The organism is Streptomyces lateritius (assembly GCF_014649715.1).
Taxonomy (GTDB): domain Bacteria; phylum Actinomycetota; class Actinomycetes; order Streptomycetales; family Streptomycetaceae; genus Streptomyces; species Streptomyces lateritius.
The window spans coordinates 421456-445458 of the sequence record NZ_BMTO01000003.1 but is presented as its reverse complement, the minus strand read 5'-3'; the positions used below and the strand labels follow the sequence as shown (position 1 = coordinate 445458).

The 24003-nt window shown below is 72.6% G+C and carries 19 protein-coding genes; 10 read left to right on the top strand and 9 right to left on the bottom strand.

Annotated elements, in window-relative coordinates:
- Positions 1–3863, bottom strand: a 3863-nt coding sequence (locus tag IE136_RS08385) for an HAD-IC family P-type ATPase (RefSeq protein ID WP_229818713.1), incomplete at its 3' end; no start/stop codon positions are given.
- A gap of 524 nt (positions 3864–4387) precedes the next feature.
- Here IE136_RS08385 and IE136_RS08380 point away from each other — a divergent pair.
- The 4 genes from IE136_RS08380 to IE136_RS08365 all read left to right on the top strand — a co-directional run bounded on the left by IE136_RS08380 (position 4388) and on the right by IE136_RS08365 (position 8495).
- Positions 4388–4783, top strand: a complete 396-nt coding sequence (locus IE136_RS08380; protein ID WP_158994955.1) for a CBS domain-containing protein — start codon at positions 4388–4390, stop codon at positions 4781–4783.
- Between the two features lie 314 nt (positions 4784–5097).
- Positions 5098–6315 carry a PucR family transcriptional regulator gene (locus IE136_RS08375; RefSeq protein WP_189599962.1) on the top strand — a complete coding sequence of 406 codons (1218 nt, stop codon included), beginning with the start codon at positions 5098–5100 and terminating at the stop codon, positions 6313–6315.
- Between the two features lie 342 nt (positions 6316–6657).
- Entirely contained in the window at positions 6658–6873 is a 216-nt protein-coding gene (locus IE136_RS08370) for a hypothetical protein (protein WP_229818712.1), read from the top strand.
- Positions 6873–8495: a sodium/solute symporter gene (locus tag IE136_RS08365; protein ID WP_189599961.1), complete on the top strand. Its 1623-nt coding sequence runs from the start codon at positions 6873–6875 to the stop codon at positions 8493–8495. Before IE136_RS08370 ends, IE136_RS08365 begins: the two co-directional genes overlap by 1 nt.
- Positions 8496–8516: 21 nt before the next feature.
- Here IE136_RS08365 and IE136_RS08360 read toward each other — a convergent pair whose 3' ends face one another.
- The 3 genes from IE136_RS08360 to IE136_RS08350 form a co-directional block, all read right to left on the bottom strand.
- On the bottom strand, positions 8517–9197 hold the full coding sequence (locus IE136_RS08360) for a lysophospholipid acyltransferase family protein (RefSeq protein ID WP_189599960.1): 681 nt from the start codon (positions 9195–9197) through the stop codon (positions 8517–8519).
- 272 nt (positions 9198–9469) lie between these two features.
- A complete protein-coding gene (locus IE136_RS08355; protein WP_189599959.1) occupies positions 9470–11038 on the bottom strand; it encodes a pectate lyase family protein in 1569 nt (522 codons plus the stop codon).
- Positions 11039–11179: 141 nt separating this feature from the next.
- A complete protein-coding gene (locus tag IE136_RS08350) occupies positions 11180–11911 on the bottom strand; it encodes a hypothetical protein (RefSeq protein WP_189599958.1) in 732 nt (243 codons plus the stop codon).
- A 237-nt stretch (positions 11912–12148) separates the two neighbouring features.
- On the opposite strand from IE136_RS08350, the gene IE136_RS08345 reads away from it, so the two are divergent.
- The 4 genes from IE136_RS08345 (at position 12149) to IE136_RS08335 (ending at position 14336) form a co-directional block, all read left to right on the top strand.
- Positions 12149–12952, top strand: a complete 804-nt coding sequence (locus IE136_RS08345) for an endonuclease I family protein (protein ID WP_189599957.1) — start codon at positions 12149–12151, stop codon at positions 12950–12952.
- A 165-nt stretch (positions 12953–13117) separates the two neighbouring features.
- Entirely contained in the window at positions 13118–13531 is a 414-nt protein-coding gene (locus IE136_RS35455) for a LacI family DNA-binding transcriptional regulator (protein WP_229818711.1), read from the top strand.
- Entirely contained in the window at positions 13417–14067 is a 651-nt protein-coding gene (locus IE136_RS08340) for a LacI family DNA-binding transcriptional regulator (RefSeq protein WP_229818710.1), read from the top strand. Before IE136_RS35455 ends, IE136_RS08340 begins: the two co-directional genes overlap by 115 nt.
- Positions 14064–14336 (top strand): family 1 glycosylhydrolase, encoded by a 273-nt coding sequence (locus tag IE136_RS08335; protein ID WP_189600030.1) that lies wholly within the window; start codon positions 14064–14066, stop codon positions 14334–14336. Before IE136_RS08340 ends, IE136_RS08335 begins: the two co-directional genes overlap by 4 nt.
- Positions 14337–14384: 48 nt before the next feature.
- Here IE136_RS08335 and IE136_RS08330 read toward each other — a convergent pair whose 3' ends face one another.
- The 5 genes from IE136_RS08330 to IE136_RS08310 all read right to left on the bottom strand — a co-directional run bounded on the left by IE136_RS08330 (position 14385) and on the right by IE136_RS08310 (position 21418).
- On the bottom strand, positions 14385–14834 hold the full coding sequence (locus IE136_RS08330) for an HD domain-containing protein (RefSeq protein WP_158992860.1): 450 nt from the start codon (positions 14832–14834) through the stop codon (positions 14385–14387).
- A 101-nt stretch (positions 14835–14935) separates the two neighbouring features.
- Positions 14936–16549, bottom strand: a complete 1614-nt coding sequence (locus tag IE136_RS08325; protein ID WP_189599956.1) for a phospholipase D family protein — start codon at positions 16547–16549, stop codon at positions 14936–14938.
- A gap of 70 nt (positions 16550–16619) precedes the next feature.
- Positions 16620–18332, bottom strand: a complete 1713-nt coding sequence (locus IE136_RS08320; protein ID WP_158992858.1) for a sigma-70 family RNA polymerase sigma factor — start codon at positions 18330–18332, stop codon at positions 16620–16622.
- Between the two features lie 264 nt (positions 18333–18596).
- Positions 18597–19925, bottom strand: coding sequence for a hypothetical protein (locus IE136_RS35450; RefSeq protein ID WP_229818709.1), 1329 nt, complete (start codon positions 19923–19925; stop codon positions 18597–18599).
- A 683-nt stretch (positions 19926–20608) separates the two neighbouring features.
- The gene (locus IE136_RS08310; protein WP_189599955.1) at positions 20609–21418 is read right to left on the bottom strand and encodes a dienelactone hydrolase family protein; all 810 of its coding nucleotides are present in this window, start codon (positions 21416–21418) and stop codon (positions 20609–20611) included.
- Positions 21419–21493: 75 nt separating this feature from the next.
- Here IE136_RS08310 and IE136_RS08305 point away from each other — a divergent pair, with 75 nt between their 5' ends.
- Together IE136_RS08305 and IE136_RS08300 are read left to right on the top strand one after the other, a co-directional pair.
- The gene (locus IE136_RS08305) at positions 21494–22615 is read left to right on the top strand and encodes a GlxA family transcriptional regulator (RefSeq protein ID WP_229818708.1); all 1122 of its coding nucleotides are present in this window, start codon (positions 21494–21496) and stop codon (positions 22613–22615) included.
- A 1071-nt stretch (positions 22616–23686) separates the two neighbouring features.
- The gene (locus IE136_RS08300; protein ID WP_158992852.1) at positions 23687–23977 is read left to right on the top strand and encodes a hypothetical protein; all 291 of its coding nucleotides are present in this window, start codon (positions 23687–23689) and stop codon (positions 23975–23977) included.
- Positions 23978–24003: the final 26 nt, after the last annotated feature.

Genomic DNA, 24003 nt, shown 5'->3' with positions numbered 1-24003 from the left:
GTCTCCAGTCGGTCGTCGGTGACGACGAGGTCGGCCGCCGCGGTGGCGGCGGGGGTGCCCCGGCGGCCGAGGGCGATGCCGACGTCGGCGAGCCGGATGGCGGGGGCGTCGTTGGCGCCGTCGCCGGTCATGGCGACGACCCGGCCGAGTCGCTGGTAGGCCTGGACGATACGGACCTTGTGGGCGGGGCTGCATCGGGCGATGACGTCGACGGTGGGCAGCAGCTCGTCCAGGGCGTCGTCGTCGAGTTGGTCGAGCTCCGGGCCCGTGCAGACCTTGGGGTCGCTCACATCGCTGATGGTGGAGGCGATGGCGTCGGCCGTGGCGGGGTGGTCGCCGGTGAGCATGACGGTCTGCACACCGGCCTCGTGGAGTTGGGCGGTGGCCGGGGCGGCGCTGGTACGCACGGGGTCGGCGAGCGCGATGAAGCCGAGGAACACCAGATCCTCCACGGCTTCGTCGACGAGGTCGTCGCCCGGTTCCATGCGCCGTTCGGCGACGGCCAGGATCCGCCGCCCGGCCGCCGCGAGCTCCTCGGCGGCCGTGGCGAGGGCCCTCCTGCCGGCGTCGTCGAGGGGTTCGGCACCGTGTCGCTGCCGACGCCGGGCGCATCGGCCGATGACGTTCTCCGGCGCTCCCTTGACGCTGAGCAGGACGCCGCCGGCGGTGTGGCCGACGGTCGCGTGGTAGGCGCGCGACGGCTCGAAGGGGAGGGCGTCCGTGCGACGCCAACGAGCCGCGCCGGTACGGGTGGTGACGTTCGCGTGGCGGGCGCCCTCGACGATCGCGTGGTCGGTCTGATGGGCCATCGGTTCGGCCTGGCGGGCGGGAGGTGTCGCGCGCAGTGCGGCTCCGAGGACCTCCTTGTGCCGCGTGTCGAGCCGGTCCAGGGGTGCGGTGCTGTCGCCGTCGCTGACGTCGGCGAGCCGCAAGGTGCCCTCGGTGAGGGTGCCGGTCTTGTCGAAGCAGAGGACATCGGCGCGGCCGAGGGCCTCGATGGTGCGTGGGTTGCGGACGAGGGCGCCGATGTCCGCGAGGCGCCGGGCGGCGGCCAGTTGGGCGGCGTTGACCAGGAAGGGCAGGCCCTCGGGGACGGACGCGACGGCCAGGTTGACGGCGGAGGCGAGGTTGTCGGTGAGTGGCCGGCCGTGGAGCAGGCCGGAGAGGGTCACGGCGGCGGCGGAGCCCAGCGCGATGGGCATGCTGGACCGGGTGAGCGAGGTGAGCCGTGCCTCCACGCCCGTCTCCGGCGCGGCCTGGCGCGCGGTGGCCAGGCTACGGCCGGCTTCCGTGGCCGCCCCGGTCGCCACGACGACGGCGACGGCGCGTCCGGAGGAGATCATGGTGCCCTCGTAGAGCATGGAGCGGCGGCCGGGGATGTCCGCTGCGACCACGGGTGCCGGATCCTTGCCGACGGCGAGGGATTCGCCGGTGAGGGAGGACTCGTCGACCTCGATGCCCTCGGTCTCCAGCAGACGGCAGTCCGCGGGCACGACGTCCTCGGGCCCGAGGACGACGATGTCGCCGGGGACCAGATCGCCTGAGGTGACGAGCCGCTCCCGGCCGTCGCGTCGCACGCGCGCGCCGATGGCCGACTGGGCGAAGAGCTCCGCCAGGGCCCGGTCGGTACGCACCCGCTGGAAGCCGCCGACGAGGGCGGACATGCCGGTGATGGCGACGACCAGACCCGCGTCCGTCCGGGACCCCACGGCGGCGGCCAGGGCGGCGCCCGCGGCGAGGATCGGGGTGAGCGGATTGGACAGCTCCTCGACGAAGGCGAAGGGCAGGGTGAGCTTCGCCGGCTTGCCGGCCTGCGCCTCGGCGGTGCGGGCGGCGGCCTCCTGGGCGGTGAGCCCTTCCGGGCGGGTCTCCAGTCGCCCCAGGACGCGGTCAGCCGGCATCAGGTGCCAGGGGACGCTGCTCACCGGTGGGGTGAGGGGACGGCTCACGAGCTGCCGGGCGCGCCAGACGCCCAGGCAGAAGGCGACGGCGCCGGCGGTGTTGCTCACCGCGAGGACCCGGGCGGTCGCCCGCCATACCGGTGCCTGCGAGGCGGCGATCGCGCCGATCCCGCTGCCGCCGGCGGCGAGGTGGTGGCTGTCGCGGTCCACGACGGCGGCCGTGCCGACGGCGTCGACGATCAAGCCCGCCGCTTCGAGGTCCGTGCCGACCAGTACGTGGGCTCCCCAGGGGGTGTTCTCCTCCTGGCCGTGCACGCCGATCGCGCAGTCGGCCGCGCCCAACGCCTGGCGGTTGCCGGAGATCAGCAGGACGACGGCTCCCTCGGCCTGCAGGGCGCGTACCGAAGCCGCCAACTGATCGCCGCCCGGCACCACGGCGTCGGCGTACGAGGGTTTCCTCACCTCCCGGTCGAACGCCCGATCCGACGCCTGGTCCGACGCCTGGTCCGACGCCTGGTCGGACGCCTGGTCGGACGCTGCCCGCTCGGACGCCACGACGACACGTGCCCCGGCGCGTCGCGCGGCCGCGGCGACGGCCTCGGCGCCGGGGGCCGAGGGTGTGGCGAGTCCGGCCACGGCGCGGAGCCGGCGCCCGTGGGCGAGTCCCAGGATCTTCTCGCTCCCCCGCCGCCGTAGCCGCTTCGCGGCCTTGCGACCGGTGCGCTTCTCGAGGTCGAGCTCGTCCAGGGGGGCCAGCGTCCACTCGTCGGCGCGCCGGACGGCCAGAGGGGCGTCGGCGTCGTAGAGCGCGAAGAGGCGCTCGACCGTCTGCTCGGGATCGGCGTCCTTGAGCAGTTCCAGGTCGACGGGCTCGTAGCGGTCGCCCCGCAGTGCCCTTTCCTCCAGGAGGATGGTGTCGACCTGGCCCAAATGTCGTAGAGCGGTACGGTCCATCGTCACCGCGCCCCGCAGGGCGAGGTGGCGGCCCAGGCTGGAGGCGAAGCCTTCGCGGCCGGCGGCGGGTGCCTTGGGGATGGTGGAGATGGCGACGGCGACCGCCCGCCGGAGGCCGGCGAACGGCAGCACGGCCAGAGCCGCGGCGACGCCTGCCGCCATGGAGCGTTCCGTGTAGCGGTCGGTGTCGTCCTTGGGTGACGGGCCGGCGCGGCCGGCCGTCACCGGGTCGGCGGCGGCTTCCTCCGGGCCGCGTACGAGCCGGGCCTCCCCCTCGCGCCACGCCGTACGTTCGGCGCCGGCCTCCCGCCACAGCGCGAGGCGCTGCAGCACGTCCAGGGCGAGCCCTCCGCCGCCCGTGGTCACACCCTGGACCAGGGCGGCGAGCACGGGGAGGAGCGAGTCGTCCGGCTCGCCGCCGCTCAGGTCCTCGAGCAGATGCCGCAGCCGGGGATGGCTGCGAAGGCCGTCGACGACGCCGGCCAGTTCCGGCGGCAGCCCGAACCACGGGGCGACCTTCCGAAGGGTGACGAGGGTGAGGCCGAGTGTGTCCGCCAACAGGGCCGGCACCGCGGGGAACGGCGGGCCTTCCGCGGGGTGGTGCGGTTCGGGATGCCACTCGTCGAACGCCTCGGCGTCCGCGGCGTGGTCGCCCTCGGCCCGCTCCACGAGCGCCACGAGGTCGGTCTCGGGCGGAGGGGGAGAACCGACGGCGATGATCACCCGTTCCATGGGCGCGTTGACCCGCGCCCACCGCACGCCCGGATGCTCCTCCAGCGCTCGCTGCACACGACGGGCCACAGCGGGGCCTGCGGGGCCCTGGACGCCGGACACCGCGATGTAGCAGCGCTCCGTGCTCCACCACACCTCACGGCGAGGCCCCGCCAGCAGCCCTTCGGCCATCCCCCACGCGGCTTTCGCACCGGCGGCCACGCGGGACGAGAGCTCCGAGACGAGGGAGCCGAGCAAGGACGTCGTTCCCGTGTCCGGGGCGGGATCCGCTGGCATGAACCGTGCCTCCCCGATCAGTGCGGCCGATGCGAACTCCGCGAAGGGCGTGACGAACTATTTCAGAAGCAGTCTCATCGAAACCCATGAAACCCGCGATATGGGATAGACCTACTGATAAGTGGACTAATCTTCTCGATCGGAGAGGTGAGGCGATAGCCGTGACCTCCACGACCCGCACCCCCCATCAGCGGACGGTCACGTTGACCATCCCGTCAGCCGGCCAGGTGGCGAACGACGCGCTGAACGCCGCCCTGCTCCCGGTCTCCGCCGCCCGGCGGGTCCTTCCCACCAAACGAGGACTTCCGCTGTACATCGGACTGGGCGTCCTGGGAGCCGCGGACGTCCTCGAATGGCCGGTCGCCATCGGCCTCGGCGTCGGCTACGCCGCCCTGCGCCACAGCGGGGTCCTCGGCAAGCCGCAGTCCGCCGACACCGCGGACGCCGGCACGAAGCAGGCCGCCGAGACCGAAGGCGAGGAGGCCGAGAAGAAGAAGATCGAGACGACAACCGCGCGGGACATCATGACGCCCGACGCCACCTGCGTCCGTGCCAAGGAGACCGTCCTGGACGCGGCCAGGAAGATGACCGAACTCGGTGTCGGAGCTCTGCCCATCTGCGGCTCCGACGAAAGGCTCAAGGGCATGCTGACCGATCGCGACATCGTGGTGAAGGTCCTCGGCGCCGGAAAGGATCCCGCGCAGGTGAAGGCCGGCGACCTGGCCCAGGGCAAACCGGTGACGATCGGCGCCGACGACAACGCCGACGAGATCCTGCGCACCATGGCCGCGCACAAGATCCGCCGGCTGCCGGTGATCGACGGCCATGTCCTGGTCGGCATCGTCGCCCTGGCCGACGTGGCCCGCGCCCTCCCCGACACGAGCGTGGGCGACCTCCTGGAGACCCTCTCGACGGACTGAGCAGGGACTGAGTACGGGGACGGATGACGGGCCTGAGTACCGGGACGAGGCCCCTGAGACGGCCCGGTTCGCCGACAGGCTTCCGCGGACGGGGCGCGGTGCCCCGCCACCCTACGGAAACATCACGATCCGGCCGAGACCTCAACTGCGCCCTGACCGACCGCTTAGCATGATGCTCGCCGGGAAGGGCGCTCGGCTTCGCGGTCGGCGACCGGCCCGGTGGCGGGACCCCGCCGCGCCCCTCGCAACGCACCTTGGCACCTCTCGTCGGCACCTCACGCGGTGTTCCGCACCCCCGTCCACCAGGAGCGTCCATGCACCGCAGTTCCGTCCCCGGCAGCGTCACAGATCCCTCCTCCGTGCAGCTCCTCGACCGGGCGTGCAGGCGGCTTCTCGGATACGGCACGGTTTTCACGGACGCCGTCCTGGAGCGGGTCCGCGCCGAGGTGCCGTACTACGCCGATCCGGTGCTCGCCCCGCCCGACGTGCGCGAGACCGTGGGAACCGGCATCCGGCACGGGCTGGAGACCGGTGTGGATCCGAGCAGGCTCGTGGACGTCGAGCGGTTCACGAGAGAGCTGGGCATGCGGCGGGCGGAACAGGGCCGTCCCCTCGACGAAGTGCTGCACGCCTTCCGCGTCGCCGGCTCCGAGGTCTGGAGCGGCATCATCGGCGTGGTGGAGCGGGACCGCCTGGGCGACATGCACCGGCTGGTGCACGTCGCCGAGCTGGTGTGGAAGAGCAATGACCGCGACGCCGTCCTGGTCGCCGACGCCTACCGGCAGGTCGTCGAAGGGGTGGCCGGCCGGCACGCCGAGCGCGTACGTCTGATCCTCGCCGCCCTGCTGGAGACGCGTCCCGAACCCGAGTTCACCCGGAACGCGGCCGACATCCTCGATCTGCCGCTCGGCGGACGGTACGCGGTGGCGGTCGCCGAGGCGACCCCGCCGTACGGCCGCGTGCCCCTGGCCGCTCCGGAGATCAAGGGCATACGTCTCCTGCGGAACACCTGGGGCCAACGGGTCGTGTTCGTCGCCCACTTGGGCGACCGCCCACTGGACGCGCTCGCCTCCGGCCTGGTCGCCGGCCCCGGGCTCCGCATCGGGATCAGCCCGGTCGTCCCGGGTCTGGAGGGTCTGGCCCGCGCACGGGACATGGCCGCTCTCGCTCTTCGCACCTGCCGGGGCGACGGGGAGGTCGTCCGGCTCGACTCCCGTCTGCCCGACGGCCTGCTGGTCTCGCGGCCCGACCTGTCCACCGAACTCGTACACCAGGTGCTCCGGCCCCTTTACGAACTGGAACCCGCCGACCGCGACCTGCTGTTCGACACCATAGGCGTCTGGATCGAGAGCGGTGGCTCGACCGTCGCGGCGGCTCGGCACATGTTCTGCCACCGCAACACCGTGCTCAACCGTCTGCGCCGTATCGAGCAGATCACCGGCCTCGCGCTGTCCCGCCCCCGTGACCTGGTGCAGCTCACCCTCGCGCTCGACGCCCACCGCCTGCTGGGGCCGGCCGCGGCGGCCGGCTGAACCTCCCGCGCCTCCCGCACGCTCGCGCGCCGCCGCCCTTCCCGCGCCGCCCGCCCTTCCCGCACGCTCCCGCACCGCCGCCCTTCCCGCGCCGCCCGCTCCTCCCGTCCGCTGGGCACCGGCACAGTCACACCCGGCAGGTGTTGGGAACGGGCACCGGTGCGGGCGAAGCGCATGGACGAGCCGAAGGGCCGGGTGCTCTGGTGAGCCTCGTTCAGCGGCGACCCACCGCGCCCAGGCCCGCCAGGAGAGACGGCTATGACCCCACCGCACGCCCCTCGCGCTCATCATCCCTCCCGGTCTCGCCGCTCCCCCTCTCGTCGGCCGGGCCTCTCCTTCGCCGTGGTCAACGGAGCGGCCCTCGCCACGCATCTGCTGCTCGCCTGCTTCGCCGCCGACTTCATGGCCACCCCCGTCCGGGGCGAGACCGGCATCGGTGTGCCGGCGCTCCTCCTGCAGGCCGTCCTGCTGGTGTGGACGGCGGCGCGTTACGACCGCCGCGCGGCCGACTCCACGCCGGGCGGACGCCGCACCGCGCACGAGCAAGGGGAGTTCTGATGGGCCCCGGGATCCCGCTCGCCGCGCCGGGCGCCCTGGACAGGGACACCCAGGCACTGATCCTCGGCGCCTTCGTGGCGTTCATCGTCCCCGTCCTGTTCCTGTGCGTCCTCAGCGGCCCCGCCAGAGACCGCGTCAACGACTTCTACACGGCAGGCCGCACCCTGCGGCCCCTGCGGGGCGCCCTCGTGCTCTCCGGCGTCTACCTCTCCTCGGCGACGGTGCTCGGCACCACCGGAAGCGTCGCGGTCTTCGGGTACGACGGCCTGCTCATCGCGCTCTGCACCCTGCTCTCCCTCGGTGTCCTGCTGCTGCTCGCCGTGCCCCTGCGCGAGCGCGCCGGCTACACCCTGGGCGACACCTTCGCCCTGCGGACCCCGGGGCGCGCGGTCCGGATCGCGGTCGCCGTCGTCACCCTCTGCACGTGCGTCCCCTACCTGGTCGTGCAGCTCTCCGGCGCGGGCGTGACCACCGCGGCGCTGCTGGGGCTGTCCGGTCCGGGCATCGAGAAGACGGCCGTCGTCATGATCGGCGCTCTGGTCGTCTGCACGACGGCCTTCGGCGGCATGCGCGGTACGGTCGTCATCCAGGTGATCAAGACGGTGGTCCTCCTCTGCGTGGCCCTGGCCGTGTCGGCCGTACTGCTCCACCGTTTCCACTGGAGCACCGACTCCCTGATCACCGCGGCCGAACAGGGGAGCGGCCGTCCCGCCGACTACCTGCGCCCTGGCCTCCGCTTCGCCGGCAGCGGGGACCCGGAGGGCACCCTCGACTTCGTCGGACTCATGATCACCATCGTCCTTGGCGTGGCCTGCCTGCCCCACGTCGCCCTGCAACTCGGCACGGCTCCCGACGCCGCCACCGCCCGCCGCACCGTGCGCCACACCCTCACGATCGTCGCGGTGTTCTGTCTCACCACGGCTCTCATGGGCTTCGCCGCCTCCGCGCTGATCGGCGCACCGGCGATCCTGGCCGCCGATCCGGGCGGCAACGGTGCTCTGGTGATGCTCGCCGGCGAACTCGCGGGCGGTTCGGCCACCGACGCCGGCGGGGCGCTGCTCGTCGTGCTGGTCGCGTCCGGCGTCTTCCTCACCACGCTGGCCGTCGTCGCCGGCGTCACCCTGTCAGCCGCGGGGACGATCGCCCACGACCTGTACACGCACGTCCTGCGCCGCGGGCGCACGACCGAGGGCCGCGAAGTGGCCGCCGCTCGCCTGGCGTCCGCCGGTGTCGGCGTGCTGAGCATCGCCCTGGCGGTCGGGGTCCAGGGCTGGAACGTTCTGTTCCTGACGGCTCTCTCCCTGGCGGTGGCCGCCTCCTCCCTGCTGCCGGCGCTGGTGTACTCCCTCTTCTGGAAGCGCTACACCCGGACCGGGCTGCTCTGGACGCTGTACGGAGGTCTGGGCTGCGCCGTCGGGCTGCAGCTGTCGGGCCCGGTCTTCTCCGGCAACCCCTTGGCTCTCTTCCCCGACTGGCACCTCGACTGGTTCCCGCTCCAGACGGTCGTCCTCGTGTCGGTCCCCGCCGCCTTCCTCCTCGGCCGGCTGGGCAGTGTGGGCAGCCTGAGCGGTATCGGGTCGAGGCGACGTCCGCGCCCCGGCCTGGGGCCGGGGCGCGGATGACCGTGCAGAGGCCGTCGCGTACTAGACCGTGCCCGTAGAGTCCCGCCTGGCCTCGAGGGAGCAGCCGAGGAGGTCGGCCGCCGTTCTCCACGCCGCGGTCACGGCTGTGTGGGCCTGCGCCGTGCGCGTCGCACTGTCCCCGGTCAGCGTGAGGGGCGCCCCCACGTGGACGTGCAGTCCCGGGCGGCGCAGCGGTGCGGTGATCACGCCGGCGAGTTGCTTCGCCGGGTTGCCCGAGGTGACTCGGCGGGCACCGGCCTGGCCCACCGGGACGACGGGGGCGCCGGTGCGCAGAGCGAGGCGCGCGAGACCGCTGCGGAAGGCGCGGGGAGGTTCTTCACCGGCGTCGGCGCGGCTCGGGATGCCGCCCTCGGCGTAGATGAGGACGAGGCGTCCCTGTTCGAGTGCCTTCGCGGCGAGGTCGAGAGAGTCCGAGGCACGTCGATCGTTGCGGATGACGGGGATATGGCCTTCGCGGGCAAGTGCCCGGCCGAGCACGGGGACGCGCCACAGGCCCGCGGCGGCCACGACGACGGGCGAGACGCCGAGCCGGCGGAGGGCGGCGAGCACGATGGCGGGGTCGGCGAGCGAGGTGTGGTTCGCGGCCAGGATGCTGCCGGGTGCCAGCTCGGCTCGGGCGTCCGCGGTCACGGCGAGGCGCCCGACCGCGGGTACCAGGATGTCGGCGATGCGGCTGAGCATCTGGCGCTCCCCTTGTGTCGGCGGTGTTGTTCCTCATCGTCGGCGGCGGGTGGGCATCCGGGGTGAGTGCTCGTACTCAACTTCGCGCGTTCGCCGTACCCAGGCCGGACGGGACCGGAACGCGAGGTGCGGCCGCGTCACGACGGCCGCACCCGGACACCGTCCGGCATCGCCAGGGGTGTCTAGTGGACTCTTGCCGGGCTCGCGACGCCTGGCACGCCCGCTCGCTCCAGACGTCGCTCACTGATCCGGCCTGACCCACAAGACACCCCCTACCCGGCGTAGGTCTCGAACTCGGCGACCTTCGGCGTGCCGGTGGAGCCGGTGATCTCGAAGGTGATCTTGCTCAGCGAGGTCCGGGGGACGGTGATGACGCCCGCCCCGCTGCCGGAGGCCAGGACGGCACCGGTGTCGGCGTTGACGACCCTCCAGGATCCGATGCTGCCCGCGGAGCCTGCCGCCTCCCGGATGTTGATCCTGGATACGGTGGTGGCGGCGCCCCACTTGACCGAGATCAGGCCGGTCGAGCCGACCGGTGACCAGTAGGTGGCCATGTTCCCGTCGCGGACGTTTCCGTAGCTCGTGCCGTCGGCCTTGCTGGAGCCGTCGGAGCCGGCGCCGATGCTGAGGTTGGTCCCGCCGGGCTGGGTCGGTCCCGGGGTGGGGGTGGTCGGAGACGGCGTCGGGGTGGTCGGAGACGGCGTGGGCGCGGGGGTGGTCGGGGACGGCGTCTGGGGCGAGCAGGTGCCGTTCGACTCCTGCAGCCCCTTGTCGGCGCCCGCGATCCGGCTCACGACGTCCGGAACGCAGCCGGCCGCGTCGAGGCTGAAGGGGTAGGGGACGCTGACGGTGGTGTTGGACTGCGGGTCCGGGCCGGCGGGGTTGTTGTCGGTGCCGCGGCCGGACCAGGTCACGTTGTCGAAGATGTTGCCGCTGACCTGCCAGTAGCCGGCCGCGTCGGTGTAGAAGGTGCCCAGGACGTCCTTGGAGTCCTTGAAGTAGTTGTTGTCCACCTTGGCGCGGGCCCCGGCGCGGGAGTTGATGCCGGACTCGTTGAGCTTGACGTAGTAGTTGTTGTACATGTGGGCGACACCGCCCCGCAGCAGGGGTGCGCGGGAGTCGATGTTCTCGTACAGGTTGTGGTGGTACGTGATGAAGCTGTTGGAGAGGTCGGTCTCGCTGGACCCGACGAGGCCGCCGCGGCCGGAATTCCGCAGGCTGCTGTAGGACAGGGTCACGTACTGGGTGTTGTCCTTCATGTCGAAGAGGCCGTCGTACCCCTCCGACTCCCCACCCGACGCCTCCAGGCTGACGTGGTCGACCCAGACGTTGCGGACGCCGCTCTCCATGCCGATGGCGTCCCCGCCGTTGGACGTGGGCGAGCCTGACTTCTTGACGTTCCGTACCGTCACGTTCTGGATGATGATGTTGCTGGCTTCGCGTATGTGGATGCCGAGTTGGTCGAAGACGGCTCCGCCGCCGACTCCGACGATCGTGACGTTGCTGATCTGCTTGAGCTCGATCTCGCCGTCGGCGGTGTTGCAGCTGGTGCCCGAGACTTTGCTGGTGTTGCCGTGGTTGATGGTGCCCTCGACCTGGATGGTGATCGGGGTGCTGCTGTGGGCCCGGCCGCACAGGGCCGCATGGATCGCGGTACCTGTGGTGGCGCGTACGGTCCGCCCGCCCGCCCCGCCGGTGGTTCCCCCGTTCTGCGTCGCGTACCCGGTGGCGCCGCCGGTCGCCGCCGACGCCTGGGGCGTCGCCATCACCACACCGGTGGCGGCCGCGAGCGCCATCGTGCCGAGTGCCGCGGAGAGTCGCCGTGCGACTGGTCGCTTCATCCTCGTCTCACCTCTCGTTCCCCTGTGTGGAAAGCGCTTTCTTTCGGCGACAATAGGGTGGCTCCCGTAAGGCTGACAAGGCTCCTGCACGCGTGGAAATGGTCAACTGCCCTGCGTGCGAGGACAGTTGCTCTGAGGCGGTCAGCCGACCCGGTCGACCGCCGTCACCCGGTGGACCTCCAGGCCGGGTGCGGCCAGCAGGTCGGCGACGAGTTCCCCGGAACCGCAGACGTACGTGCTCACCAGGTCGACGTCACCCCCGACACACCAGCGGCGATCCTCCGGCCACCACAGATCGGGCAGTTCGGCGAACATGTCCAGGTTCCCCGGGGACGCGGCGTCGGCCAGCGGTCCGGACAGCGGGATCTCGTCCCGGCCCGGAGTCGGGAAGGTGGGCAGCCCGCGCCAGTCCCACGAGCCGTACCCGTCCCACAGTCCGTACCAGCACCGCTCCGGCGTGCCCGTGTGCCGGGCCAGGACGGGGATCAAAGCCCGCGCGACCTGCACGGGAGTAGGGCCTTCGTCCGGGTGCTCGTCCCACACTCCGGCCAGGCCGTACTCCTGCTCGTTCTGGTAGTGGTACGGCTCCGCGCCGATCACCTCGTGCCAGCCCGTCAGCGACCCGACCCGCCGGCCGTACGCGGCGGCGACCGTGTCCCAGCGGACCGGACGCTCGTCGAGACCGGCGGGGTGCAGCACCCGCGCGTAGGCCGGAAAGCCGGGGGCGGCGACACCGGCCACGGTGCCGAAGTCTCCGTACCCGGGCCGGCGTTCGGTCAGCCAGTGCGCCGGCCCGAGGTCCTCGGTCTCGACGCGCAGACGTCCGTACCACTCGGGGGCGGGCTCCTGGTCCACGAAGGGGAATGTGTCCACGCGTCCAGTCTGCCCCGGATTCGGGCGGCCGTCGTCCGGCGCACGCCCCTGACCTGGGAACGGTCGACGGTTGCGCCGTATGCGAGAACGTCACGGAAAAGCCTTCTCTCAGTTACACAGCCGGCCCCCGTCCCGTGCCACCCTCCCGGTGACGACAGATCAACACGCGTAGAACCCGGTGCCGTTGAGCGGGTGCCGGGTCTCCGGCGCGTGCCGTCCCCGAGAAAGGGCACCCCCATGTCCGTTGCCCGGACAGCCAGATGGAAGGCGCTGGCGGCAGCCATATCCGCCGTCCTCGTCGGCCTCACCCTTCCGACGGTCGCCGCGACCCCCGCGAGCGCCACGACCACCGCCTACGACAGCACGTACTACAAGAACGCGATCGGCAAGTCCGGTACGAGCCTGAAGTCCTCGCTGCACACGATCATCAGCAGCCAGAACAAGATCTCGTACGACGCGGTCTGGAACGCGCTGAAGGTCACCGACCAGGACCCCGGCAACAGCAATAACGTGATCCTGCTGTACAGCGGCACCTCGCGCAGCAAGGCCCTGAGCGGCGGCGACCTCGGCGACTGGAACCGCGAACACGTGTGGGCCCAGTCCCACGGCAACTTCGGCACCTCGGCAGGACCCGGGACCGACCTGCACCATCTGCGCCCGGCGGACGTCCAGGTCAACACCATCCGCGGCAACAAGGACTTCGACAACGGCGGCAGCCCGGTCAGCGGCGCGTCCGGCAGCTACACGGACAGCAACTCCTTCGAGCCGCGCGACGCGGACAAGGGCGACGTGGCCCGCATGATCCTCTACATGGCCGTCCGCTACGAGGGCGACGACGCCTGGGCCGACCTGGAGCCCAACGACTCGGTCTCCAACGGCAGCGTCCCCTACCACGGCCGCCTCTCGATCCTGAAGCAGTGGAACGAGCAGGACCCGCCGAGCGCCTTCGAGGAACGCCGCAACGACGTCATCTACGGCACGTACCAGGGCAACCGCAACCCGTTCATCGACCACCCGGAGTGGGTCGAGGCGATCTGGTAGGCGGCTCGCGCCACGCGCGTGGGCCCGCCGCCACAGGGGGCGGGCCCACGCGCGGCCGGGGGCACGGTCGGGCACGGTGGGGCGCGTCGCCGGGCACGGTGGGGCGCGTCGCCGGGCACGGTGGGGCGCGTCGCCGAGCCCGGCGCTGCGGGTAAAGTCACGGGGATGCGAGGCGATCAGCCCGGTGTGTCCGACGCGACCCGGGCTTCGATCAAGGCGATCGCCGAGGAGCTCGGCTGGCGCCCCAACAGCGCGGCGCGGGCGCTCAGCGGGGCCCGGGCCCAGGCGGTCGGCCTTGTGGTGCGACGGCCGGCGTCCACACTGGGCGTCGAGCCCTTCTTCATGGAGTTCATCAGCGGCATCGAGAGCGTCCTGTCCGACCGCTCGTACGCCCTGATGCTGCAGATGGCCGACAGCCACGAGGACGAGCTGGAGGTCTACCGACGCTGGTGGGGGAGCGCCGGGTGGACGGCGTGTTCCTCGTGGACCTGCACACCGACGACCCGCGCGTCCCCGCGATGGACGCGCTCGGCCTGCCCGCCGTCGCCATCGGTCCGCCGCACAGCTCGGGCACCCTGACCGCCGTCTGGTCGCACGACGGGGCGAGCGTGGTCGAGACCGTCCGCTACCTGGCGGCGCTCGGTCACCGGCGCGTCGCCCGGGTCGCGGGGCCCGCGGACTTCGCGCACACCGCCGTCCGGGACGCGGCGCTGCGGACGGCGTGCGCGGAGGCGGGCCTGCCCGGGCCGGAGATCGTCCACACCGACTACACCGGCGACGAGGGGGCCCGCGCCACCCGCCGCCTGCTCATCGCGGCGGATCGCCCCACCGCGATGATCTTCGACAACGACATCATGGCGGTGGCGGGGCTGTCCGTGGCCCAGGAGCTCGGCCTCGATGTTCCTTCCGCTCTGTCCATCGTGGCCTGGGACGAGTCCCCCCTCACGCAGGTGGTCCGGCCTCCGCTGTCCGCCATGGCCCGCGACATCCCGGCGTACGGAGCGGGAGCCGCCAGGGCGCTGCTGTCGCTCGTCGCGGGTGAGGAAGTCGCGGACGTGGAGGGGGAGTACGCGCGTTTCGTCCCGCGCGGCAGCACCTCCGCTCCACCCGCCTGACCGCCCCTCCCGCCCGACCACTCCTCCCACCCGACCGCTCCCCCGTCGCGGACGGCTCCGTGCGCGGCACCGAGCGGATCACCTACCCGCGGAGCCGCCTCCAGGCCGTCGCCGAGGCACTCGCGGACGGTGTCGACCCGCGGGGGTACACCGTCTGGTCGCTCCTGGACAACTTCGAGTGGTCCTACGGGTACAGCAGGCGCTTCGGCCTGGTGCACGTCGACCTCCCGCCCGGGACCGGGAAGCGCACGGCGTCGTACCACTCGTAGAAGGCGGCGATCGCCGCCTTGACGGTTTGCTGAGCGGCGGGCTCTCCGTCAGGGGGTGGTGAGTCCGAGCAAGGCGCGCACGGAGGCGTATTTGGCGGTCAGGCGGTCCCTGGTCGCCTCGTCGAGGACGGCGAGGCGAGCCGGGTCCGCGTTGTGGGCGAGGTCGGCCTCCTTGACGAGGAGGGCGCCGGGGACGGCGAGGACGCGGCGGGCGTACGACGCCGTCTCCTCACCCGGTCGCCTGGTGAGCGCGAGGACCATGTCCTTGACCGCACGTGGCAGTTCGGCGCCCTCCAGCCACTCGGCGGAGAGGGCGTCGTCCTCGACGGAGTCGTGCAGCCAGGCGGCGGCGATCTGTTCGTCCGTCCCGCCGCGCACCCGCACCCCCTCGGCGACCGCGCGCAGGTGCTCGGCGTACGGCCGGCCGGCCTTGTCGGTCTGGCCCGCGTGGGCGGCGACGGCGAGGGCTTCGACCTGGGCGAGGGTGAGATGCGGCATGCGTCGACTGTACGGGGACGGGGCCGGACCGGGCCGGGGCGGGGGCCGACGCTTTCGGCCGCGCGTTCCGGTCCCCTTTTCCCGGGCGGCCGACCGCGTCCTCAGAACGCGTTGCGGCGGCGCAGCCTGAACGGGCGGCCGTCCGGGTCGACCAGGATGTGGTGCAGCGGGGTCGCGAGGATCTGCTGCACCCTGGGGAGTTCGGGTGGGGCGTAGCGACGGAGGCGGCCGGGCGGCCGTGGACCGCGGCGGTCGCCGTCGTGCCAGGTGTCCAGGGCCGCTGCTGTCTCCTCGAAGGCGCGGAAGGCGACCTCGGGGTCGCACAGCACGTCCTGTGACCAGGGGCCGGCGTCCTGGGCGTCCAGGTGCTCCCGCATGAGCTCCAGGCGCAGGTCCCGGGCGAAGGTGCGCGCGCCGTCCCCGAGCCCTGCCGGGTCTCGCGGCGGCCGGGGGTCCTCGGTCCGGTCGAGGACGGCGCAGCTGAGCTCCGAGTCATGGGTCCACGAGCGCAGGTTGATGTTGTCGGAGCCCACGGAGGCCCACACGTCGTCGATCACACACACCTTGGCGTGCACATAGACGAGGTTCCCGCCGTGGTTCTCCAGGCCGTACACCGCGACCCGGTCGCCGCCGGCGCGGCGGAGTTCGTCCAGGGCCGTGATCCTGCCGATCAGGTTCATGGGGCGGCTGAGCCGGCCGTTCTGCTCCGGGACCGGGGGTATGACGGCGATCAGCCGCAGCCCTGGATGCCGGCGCAGTGCCCGGGCGAAGCAGTCGATCACCCGGGGCGACCACAAATACTGGTCCTCGAGGTAGATCAGCGACCGGGCCCTCCGCAGCGCCTTGAGATAGCCCCGCGCGATGCTGCGCTCGCCGTCGGGAGCGAAGGGGTAGCCGCCGAAGAGCCGGTTGGGATAGGTCCGCAGCACCTGCACGGTGTGCGTGCCGCAGGGCGCCGGGTCGGGCGTCTGCGGCGGCAGGCCGCCCGCGTCCTCGTCCTCCCGGTGCAGGCGCGCGCGCAGCCGCGTCAGGGGACTGCGGGAGAGCGGTGCCGGGTCCTCCCAGCGTTCACGAAAGACGGCCTCGACATCACCGACGACGGGTCCGCGGAGGGCGAGCTGGACGTCGTGCCAGGGAGGGTGGGGCCCGTATTCGGGGGCCATCGGAGCCGGCTGGCGGTCGCCGCGGTGGTGGGCGTCGTCGTTGCGGTTGTGGCAGAGATCGATGCCGCCGATGTAGGCGACGTCGAGCTCCGGCCGGCCGGGGTGGCGCAGCACCACCATTTTCTGGTGGTGCGAGCCGCCGGGCCGTACGCGCATGTCCAGCAGGCATTCGCCGCCCGCCTCCTCGATCTCCTCCCCGAGGTGGCGGTTCTCCTCCTCGCTGAAGTGGAGGCTGTCCAGGTGGGAGCGCCACAGCAGGCCCTTGACGATCACGCCCCGCTCGGCCGCCCGGCCCAGAACCCGGCCGATCTCGGTGCCGGGTCCGTCGAGCCGCTCGTCGGGATCGCCGCGCCAGTCGGTGAACAGGAGCAGATCTCCCGCGCGCATCGCGTTCACGGCCTCCAGGAGCTCGGCGAAGTACGTGGCGCCGTGGACCAGGGGCCGTGCCTGGTTCCCATCGGACCATGCCTGCCCCTGGGGGCGTCGCCTGTCCAGGCGGGTCGCGGTGTTGCCGCGTTCGCCGGTGGCCAGGAGCCAGTCTGTGTACGTCACGGCACCCTCCTCCGGCAGTGCGGCTACCCACGGCGCGCCCCGCCCACGCCTCAGCCCGCCTCAGCCCGCCTCAGCGCGCCCCGAAGACCTGCGTCCAGTAGGGGCCGCCGTCGTGGTGGAGGCCGATCCCGATCTCCTTGAAGGAGCAGTTCAGGATGTTCGCCCGGTGCCCGGGGCTGTTCATCCAGGACTCCATCACCTGCGCGGCGGTGCGCTGGCCCATCGCGATGTTCTCGCCGTAGGTCGACCAGGCGTATCCGGTGGCCGTGACCCGCTCGCCCGGTCCCTTGCCGTCGGGATCGGTGTGGTCGAAGAAGTCGCGCGCGGCCATGTCCTCGGAGTGCCCCTGGGCCGCCTCGGTCAGCAGGGCGTTCTCGGTCAGCGCCCCGCAGCCGGCCTGGGCCCGCTCGGAGTTGACCAGGCCGATCACCTGTTGGGCGGCGGTGGCGTCCGCACCGGAGCCTCCGGTCGCGGCGGTGGGCTGCGACGGCCGGGGCGCGGGCGACGAGACGCGCGGTACGGCCGTGCGCGTGGGCGAGGGCTTCGCGGTACGGGCCGCCCGCGGGGAGGAGCTCGTGGTGGGGGTCGGCGGCACGGACGTCGACGGGGCGGCCTTCGGTGTGGGCGCGGTCGTGGCCGGCGGCGCCACCGAGGTCGGCCGGACGGTCTCGGACGCCGCCGCGCGTGTCGCCTCTCCGGCGTCCACGTTCCCGTCTGGCCCGCCGACCACGGAGTAGGACCCGCCCGTGACCGCCACCACGGCGACGGCACCGGCGACGACCGCCCGGCGACGACCGCGCTGCTGCTGTCGCCGCTTCCTGCGGGTGCCACGAGGTCCGGGGCCGGGGGCGCCGCCCGAGCCCTGGAGTCCGTACGACACGGTGGGCTCGGCGGAGGGGGTGGGCTCGTACGCTCCGGCCTGCTCGTGCGCTGCCCCGGTGCCGTACGGCGGAGTCGTGGGCAGCGAGACGGTGGCGGTGGCGAGGCCGAAGCCCGCGCTGTCCCGGACGCTCGCGAGCAGCAGCGCCGCCGGGGGCACCAGCAGCAGCCCCGCGAGCAGCCCCTCGGCGGGGACGAGGCCGCTCCACAGGCCCGCGCAGTGAGCGCAGGCGCGGGCGTGCCGGGCTATTCGTTTGCGCCACAGCGCGGAGGGACGACCGTCCCAGCCGCCGAGCTCGGAGCGCAGCGTGAGGCAGAGCGGGTTCTCCGACAGGGCGCGTACGACGACACGGGCAGCCTCCAGTTGCGCCTTCATCCGCTGTATCCGGACCGCGGTGTGCTGTGGGGACAGTTCGAGTGCGGCCGCCACCTCGTGGCGCGTCAGCTCGCCCGCGCACTCCAGCCACCACAGGGACAGCAGGGCGCTGTCGTCCGGCTCCATCCATCGGGTCGCCTCGGCGGTCTCGCGCCGCTGGCCGGACAGGTTCAGGCGGACCACGGTCAGGTCCACGAAGTCGGCGTCCGGCTGAGCGAGGTCGCGGGCGTCGTCGAGGACGCCTGTGGGGAAGCCCGACCGCTGCCGCTGCCAGTGGCCGCGGATGCTGTTCATGGCGATGGCCACGAGCCAGGAGCGGAAGCTGTCCGGGGAGCGCAGGCCGCCGAGTCCGTCGAGCGCTCGCAGCATCGTCTCCTGCACGACGTCGTCGACGTCGTGGTGGCCGTTCATCGCCCGGCCCACGATGTTGTAGACGAGCGGCAGGTAGGTGGCGATGAGCCGGTCCTGCGCCCACAGGTCTCCGCCCTGTGCCGCCCTGACCAGTTCCACACCGCTCTGTCCGCTCATGCTCTGTTTCATCCTGCTTGTCCCGCCTGTTGTCGATGCCCAACACCTGGGAGATGTCCGGGCCACCGCCCGATAACAGGAAACGCCGAGAATTCCGCGTCGCGGCAGCCTACGCGTCGCCTGGATCGGACGCGTCGCCGGGAGCGGCCTTTCCCACGACCGTCGGGACGGGCGGAGCGGCCCGGCGGGGCCGGGCCCGCACGTGGCCGCGCGGGCAGCGCGAGGCTGCCCGGCGGAGTGGATCATCAGGTTGCGCCCGGGGCGTCAGACGCTGTCCGGGGCACTGGTCGTCCGGGTGTGACGGACCACGGCCGATCCGGCCATGAGGACCACGGCCACGGCGCTCAGCAGGGCTGTGGCCTTCGCCCAGGTGAACGTGGAACCGAGGCTGCTGTCCAGTAGATCGATGGTGCGGGCGCTCGCGAGTCCGTGGATCGCGATGACACCGACGGCGAACCCCGCCGCGGCGGCCCAGACGATCAGCGTGTCCCGTACCGCGAGCCATACGGCGCAGAGCAGGCAGACGATGGTGACGACCAGGGACAGCATCTCCGCGTTGCCGCCCAAGCGCTGGTTCGCGATATCCAGGGGCACATGGATGAGACCGCAGGCGAACAGCGCGATCGCCGCCGGCCAGTGGAGGGCCGACCGCAGCGCCGGGGAGGCGGTGTGGCTGCCCGGACCTGTGGCCAGTGCGCCGTCAAGGACCGACTTGGTCCCCTTCGCGGCACCTCGGGGGCGCTTCTTGTCGCCGTCGATGACCGGGACGGCGTCCCGCTCGGGCTTCACTCCCTCGTCCCGGCCGAGCGTGGCCTTCCGCTCCTTGCCTTCGCCGAAACCGCCGCCGGTGGGGTGCCAGTCGCTGCTGTCGGTGCCGAGGATGTCCACGAGGTGCACCACATCCTCGATGGAGCGGCCCACGGCCGCGGCCCGCAGCGTCGTTTCGGCCTGGCGGAGGTCGTACCCCGACGCGTTGAGCAGGGCGAGCAGCTGCCGTACCTCGCCCAGGGGACGGGAGACGGCGGCGGCGCGGAGCGCCACGTCGGCGGGGCTTGAGACCTGGCCGGTCTCCTTGAGCCGGGCGACCAGCGAGGCGACCTCCTCCACCGGACGCTCGGTCGCCGCCGTCCACAGGAGGGTGTGCACTGCCTCGTCGACGTTCTCGGCGTCGGCCTCTGCCTCGGTCTCTGCCGCCTCGCCTGTTTCGGCGCCTGTTTCGACCTTGGCCTCAGCCGGCTCCGGAGCAGGGGCCGGAGCGTGGGCCGTCGGGGCCGGGGCCGGGGCCTCGGCAGCGGGGGGCGGAGCCGGCGCCGGAGCGGGCGCCTCCGCCGGGCGTATCGGCTCCACCGCGGGCTCGTGTCGCTCGGTCACCGGGCGGGCGGTTTCGCCGGGGTGCTCAGGGCCGGACGGAGCCGCCCCCAGGACCGGGACGCCGGGCACAGCGGGCGGCGTGGTCGGCCGGGCGGGTATGTTCGGGAGGCTGGTCGCAGGGGGCGGGGAGACGGCGAACCGGTGGGCCGGCGTCTGGGCGGGCCCGGCGGTCTGGTCTGTGTCGTCTTCCGACGAATTGCCGTGGGAGAGGTCGGGGGTCATGTCGCGGGCTCCGTTCGTGGAACATCCGGTAGGCGTCCACCGTGGCTGTCTCGTGATGCGCCATATAGCGCACACTTACGTACAACTAGTGCGCAGCTTGTGACACTGCGCCATCCGGGGAAGGCCCCGCTGGGCCGACCTAGCGACAAGGGCGCCCGCCCCCCGGCCCCGGGTCTGTCTGCCTCGGGACCGGCACGCCGTCCCGGGGGGCGCGGACCCCACGCCCGCCCTCCCGCGAAGCGGCTCCCGTGGAGGCGCCTCCCTGGTCTGTGAGGTGAGGCGGAAGGCGCCCCGGCGCGTTTCATCACGCACTCACGGATTTGCCCGTTGCCCGACCACGTCGTCCACGGGGGTCTCGCTTCAGCCCCCGGCCGCCCACCGCGCCGAAGTCACGGGCAGAGGTGCCGCGAGCACGGCCGCCTCGAGGCCGACCTCGGCGCGCAGGCGCTTGCGACCGCCACCACCGAACTCGTACGCGCGCTGCCCCTCTCGGCGCCCACTCCGAAGCGCCCGCCCCGCCAGGTAGTGGACGACACACCGCTCACCCGCGCGTGAAACAGCGCTGCGACCGTGTCGACCACGGTGGTCGCGTGGAGGCGGGTCAGCTCCTGCGCGGTCGACCGCAGCGATACCGCCCGGGGCCGCGACCGTCGTCCCGGCCGTCGGCCACCGGCCCAGCACAGTCAGCCGCCCGTGCACAGGCGCTCGGTGAGAAAGGCGAGAATCTCGTCGCGGGCCTGGACCGTGGGGTGGCCGGCCTCGTCCACGAGATGGGCGGTGACGACGCTGTGCGGAGTGCCGACCAGGTCGGCGAAGAAGGGGGACGGGGCCGGGTTGGCGGCGGCGGCCGGGAGGACGCGTCCGTCGAAGGCGTCGCCGAGCAGCGCGCGGTAGGCGGCGAAGCGCTGACCCGTGCACCAGCGGTCGCCCTCGAAACGGTAGGCGAGGACAGTGAGCCCGTCGCGGTCGAGCCGGTCGCGCACCGCGCGCGCGTCCGCCGCGTCGAGTTCGAGTCCGCCGGGGTCGTCGAGCGGGAGCGAGGGGTGGTTGACCACCGGAGCGATCACCGCCGGCTCCAGGGCCATGGTGAGGGCGAAGTTCCCGGTGAAGCACAGGCCGATCGCGCCCACCCCGGGCCCACCGCACGCGGTGTGGGCTTGACGCGCCAGGCCGCGCAGCCAGACCGTCACCGGGCTGGTGCCGCCCCCGGCGAAGGCGCGGAACTCCGCGCTGACACAGGCGCGGCGGACGACCTCCCGGCCGCCCTCGACGGTGGGGAAGGCGCCGTCCGTTCCGAACAGGGAGGGCACATGGACGGTGAAGCCGGCGTCCCGCACCCAGCGGGCGAGCCGCAGGACATCGGGACTGATGCCGGGCATCTCGGGCAGCACCACGACCGCGGGCCCGGCCCCGGCCACGTACACCGTCTTCTCCACCCCCTCCACGGCCACACTCCGGCGGGTGAAGTCGGTGATCGGGTCGTCGTCGCTCATGGGGCCAGCCTGGTCCTCGGGCCGGCCGCCGGGTGAGGGGCGGGATCGCCAAGGCCGGGGGTAATCTCGCCACACGTGAGGGAGGCGAGTGGTTCGCGGTCGGGCGACCCGGTGCCGGGGACACCTGGGGGTACGGGAGCGATGGCGGAGGCGGCGCGGCAGGCGGAGGAGGGTGCGGGTCCGGGCACCGGGCCGGGTGCGCTGCGGGTCGGGGTCCTGGCGTACCCGGGCTGCTTCGCGTCCGAAGTATTCGGCGTCCCCGACCTGTTGACGATGGCCGGGCACGTCGCCGGACCGGACGCGCCCGGCTACCGGGTCTCGGTCGTCTCGCCCCGCCGCCGGGTCACCGCCTCGGGGGGCGCGAGCCTGGACGTGCGTCCCTTGCGCGAGGTGGACGTCCTCGTGGTCCCCGGCTTCGAACTGCGCCCGGACACGGACCTCGACGCGAGACTCGCCCGGCTCGCCCCCGAGATCGCGGCGATCCGCGCGCAGTCCGCCGCCGGCACCGCCGTCGTCTCCCTCTGCGTCGGCGCGTTCCTGCTCGCCGAGGCGGGGCTCCTCGACCGGCGCCGGGCCACCACCTCCTGGCTGTACGCCGGCGAACTGGCCAGGCGCTGTCCGGACGCCGACGTGCGACCCGAGCACCTGGTCGTCACCGACACAGGAGTGACGACCACGGCCGCCTTCAGCTCCATGTACGACTTCGCGCTGGACCTGATCCGCCGGCACAACGGCGCCCGGGTGGCGCGGACCACCGCCCGGGTGGCGCTCGTCGACGACGCGCGGACCTCCCAGACCCCGTACGTCGATCCGCGGCTTCTCCCGCAGCCCGGCCGGGAGTTCTCCCAGCGGGTCATGCGGCGGCTCGATCAGAACCTCGCCGAGCGGTACGACCTCACCGCGCTCGCGGACGCCTTCCGGGTCAGCACCCGCACGCTGCTGCGCCGCTTCGCCGAAGAGACCGGCCGCAGCCCGCTGGCCCATCTGCAAGCCTCCCGGATCCGCCGCGCCCGCCACCTTCTGGAGACCACCGACCGCACCGTCGCCGCCGTCGCCGCGGCCGTCGGCTACCAGGACCCCGGCACCTTCGCCGCCCTCTTCGCCCGCCACACCGGCCACCGCCCGAACGCCTACCGGGCCGCCTTCCGCCGCACGGACCGGACATCCGCCCCGGACGGCGACGTCCAGGGCGTGTAGCGAAAATGCTTCTCCGATCGGGTTGCGTCCAGGGCGAGCGAGCCTGCCCCGAGTAGCCAGCGGGAATTGACAGTGGCGGTGAGCAGAGGCTCGTAGTAGTCGGGCATGACAAGTGCTCTGTGGACGCCCGTGCTCTCGATGGTCGGTGTGGCCGTGGGAGGTGCGCTGACCTGTCTGACCCAACGCACGACACAGCGGGCAGCCGACCGGGCTGAGGAGCGAGGAGGGCTGCGACGCCGGCGGAGGAGCGACGTGCCGAGCAGATCAGGGCCGTGTTGGAGTTCGTTCGGTTCGCGCTGGAGGCCGAGGGCGTGGCTCATGCACGGCCGCCCCACTGGGAGGTGGGTGATGAGTGGTACCGGACAGCCAGGCCGGCGGTGGACGGCCTGCGCATAGCGGAGAACGGCGTCCAGTTGCCGTGCGCTCCTGACCTCCATACGCCGACGACGGCCTGCGCACGCGCCCTGAACCAGGCGGTCTGGCAGGAGCACAACGAAGCGTTGTGTGGCCGAGCGCCTGGAACCGTTCAAGGCGGAGTTCCTCGCCGTCGCACGCCGTACGCTGAACTGACGCCGTACGACACAGCCGCTCGTCGATGGCGGCGACGAGCGGGGTGGCTTCGTAGCGGACCGCCAACTTCTCGTACCGGGTGGCCACGGCCCGGTGCCGCTTCAGCCGGTTGATGGCACACCGACCGCGTGGCGCTCCCGGTGGTCGACGGGGTCGAATCTTGGAGGCCGACCGCAAGCCCAGGACCGCATACAGCTCCGGCTCGCCCTTCGGACCACCAGGGTGACGCCATCGACAACTGCGCCGCCTCCTGAGGGGTTCCGGCAGGACGCACCGTCCGAGGACACAGGAGCGCCATCGGTCCGCACGACTGTTGGGTCGACGACGACACGTCGCGTCTACACGCGGAAGGGCTTCGACGTAGCGAAGATCGCCCCGCCCGCAAGGGTCCGACCCTGCGCAATACCCTGCCAACGCGGCCACTCCCACCTACCGTTGGCACCCCGGACGCTCCCCACACCGGCCCTGGCACAAGCGCGCGAGCGACGCACAGGAGGACGAGTGACCAGCACCATGGACCGGCTGAAGGTTCTTTTCGAAGAGATCGGCGGCTACCAGCAGGCCATTGACCAGGGCATGCTCTTCACCGAGGCCAGGCCGGAGATGTACAGACGTCTCCTCGAAGCGGCGATCCTCTTGCCGCCGGGCAACGGGCACATCTGGAACGACTACCGGTTGTGGGTCATGCAGGGGTGGGCCAGTGCCCTCCAGAACGGTGGCGACGCGGAGGCCGAGCCATGGCGCGAGTTCCTGGGGGAGATCACCGAAGTTCTGGGACCGGCCCCCGACTAGGTACCGGTACTGACGGCGGCAGCGAT

What these genes read in the sequence shown, in the direction of transcription:
- IE136_RS08320 (WP_158992858.1), bottom strand. Translation starts at nt 18,332, where the DNA reads ATGAGCGGACAGAGCGGTGTGGAACTGGTCAGGGCGGCACAGGGCGGA.
- IE136_RS08330 (WP_158992860.1), bottom strand. Translation starts at nt 14,834, where the DNA reads ATGCCGCATCTCACCCTCGCCCAGGTCGAAGCCCTCGCCGTCGCCGCC.
- IE136_RS08375 (WP_189599962.1), top strand. Translation starts at nt 5,098, where the DNA reads ATGCACCGCAGTTCCGTCCCCGGCAGCGTCACAGATCCCTCCTCCGTG.
- IE136_RS08355 (WP_189599959.1), bottom strand. Translation starts at nt 11,038, where the DNA reads ATGAAGCGACCAGTCGCACGGCGACTCTCCGCGGCACTCGGCACGATG.
- IE136_RS08365 (WP_189599961.1), top strand. Translation starts at nt 6,873, where the DNA reads ATGGGCCCCGGGATCCCGCTCGCCGCGCCGGGCGCCCTGGACAGGGAC.
- IE136_RS08345 (WP_189599957.1), top strand. Translation starts at nt 12,149, where the DNA reads ATGTCCGTTGCCCGGACAGCCAGATGGAAGGCGCTGGCGGCAGCCATA.
- IE136_RS35450 (WP_229818709.1), bottom strand. Translation starts at nt 19,925, where the DNA reads ATGACCCCCGACCTCTCCCACGGCAATTCGTCGGAAGACGACACAGAC.
- IE136_RS08310 (WP_189599955.1), bottom strand. Translation starts at nt 21,418, where the DNA reads ATGAGCGACGACGACCCGATCACCGACTTCACCCGCCGGAGTGTGGCC.
- IE136_RS35455 (WP_229818711.1), top strand. Translation starts at nt 13,118, where the DNA reads ATGCGAGGCGATCAGCCCGGTGTGTCCGACGCGACCCGGGCTTCGATC.
- IE136_RS08380 (WP_158994955.1), top strand. Translation starts at nt 4,388, where the DNA reads ATGACGCCCGACGCCACCTGCGTCCGTGCCAAGGAGACCGTCCTGGAC.
- IE136_RS08360 (WP_189599960.1), bottom strand. Translation starts at nt 9,197, where the DNA reads ATGCTCAGCCGCATCGCCGACATCCTGGTACCCGCGGTCGGGCGCCTC.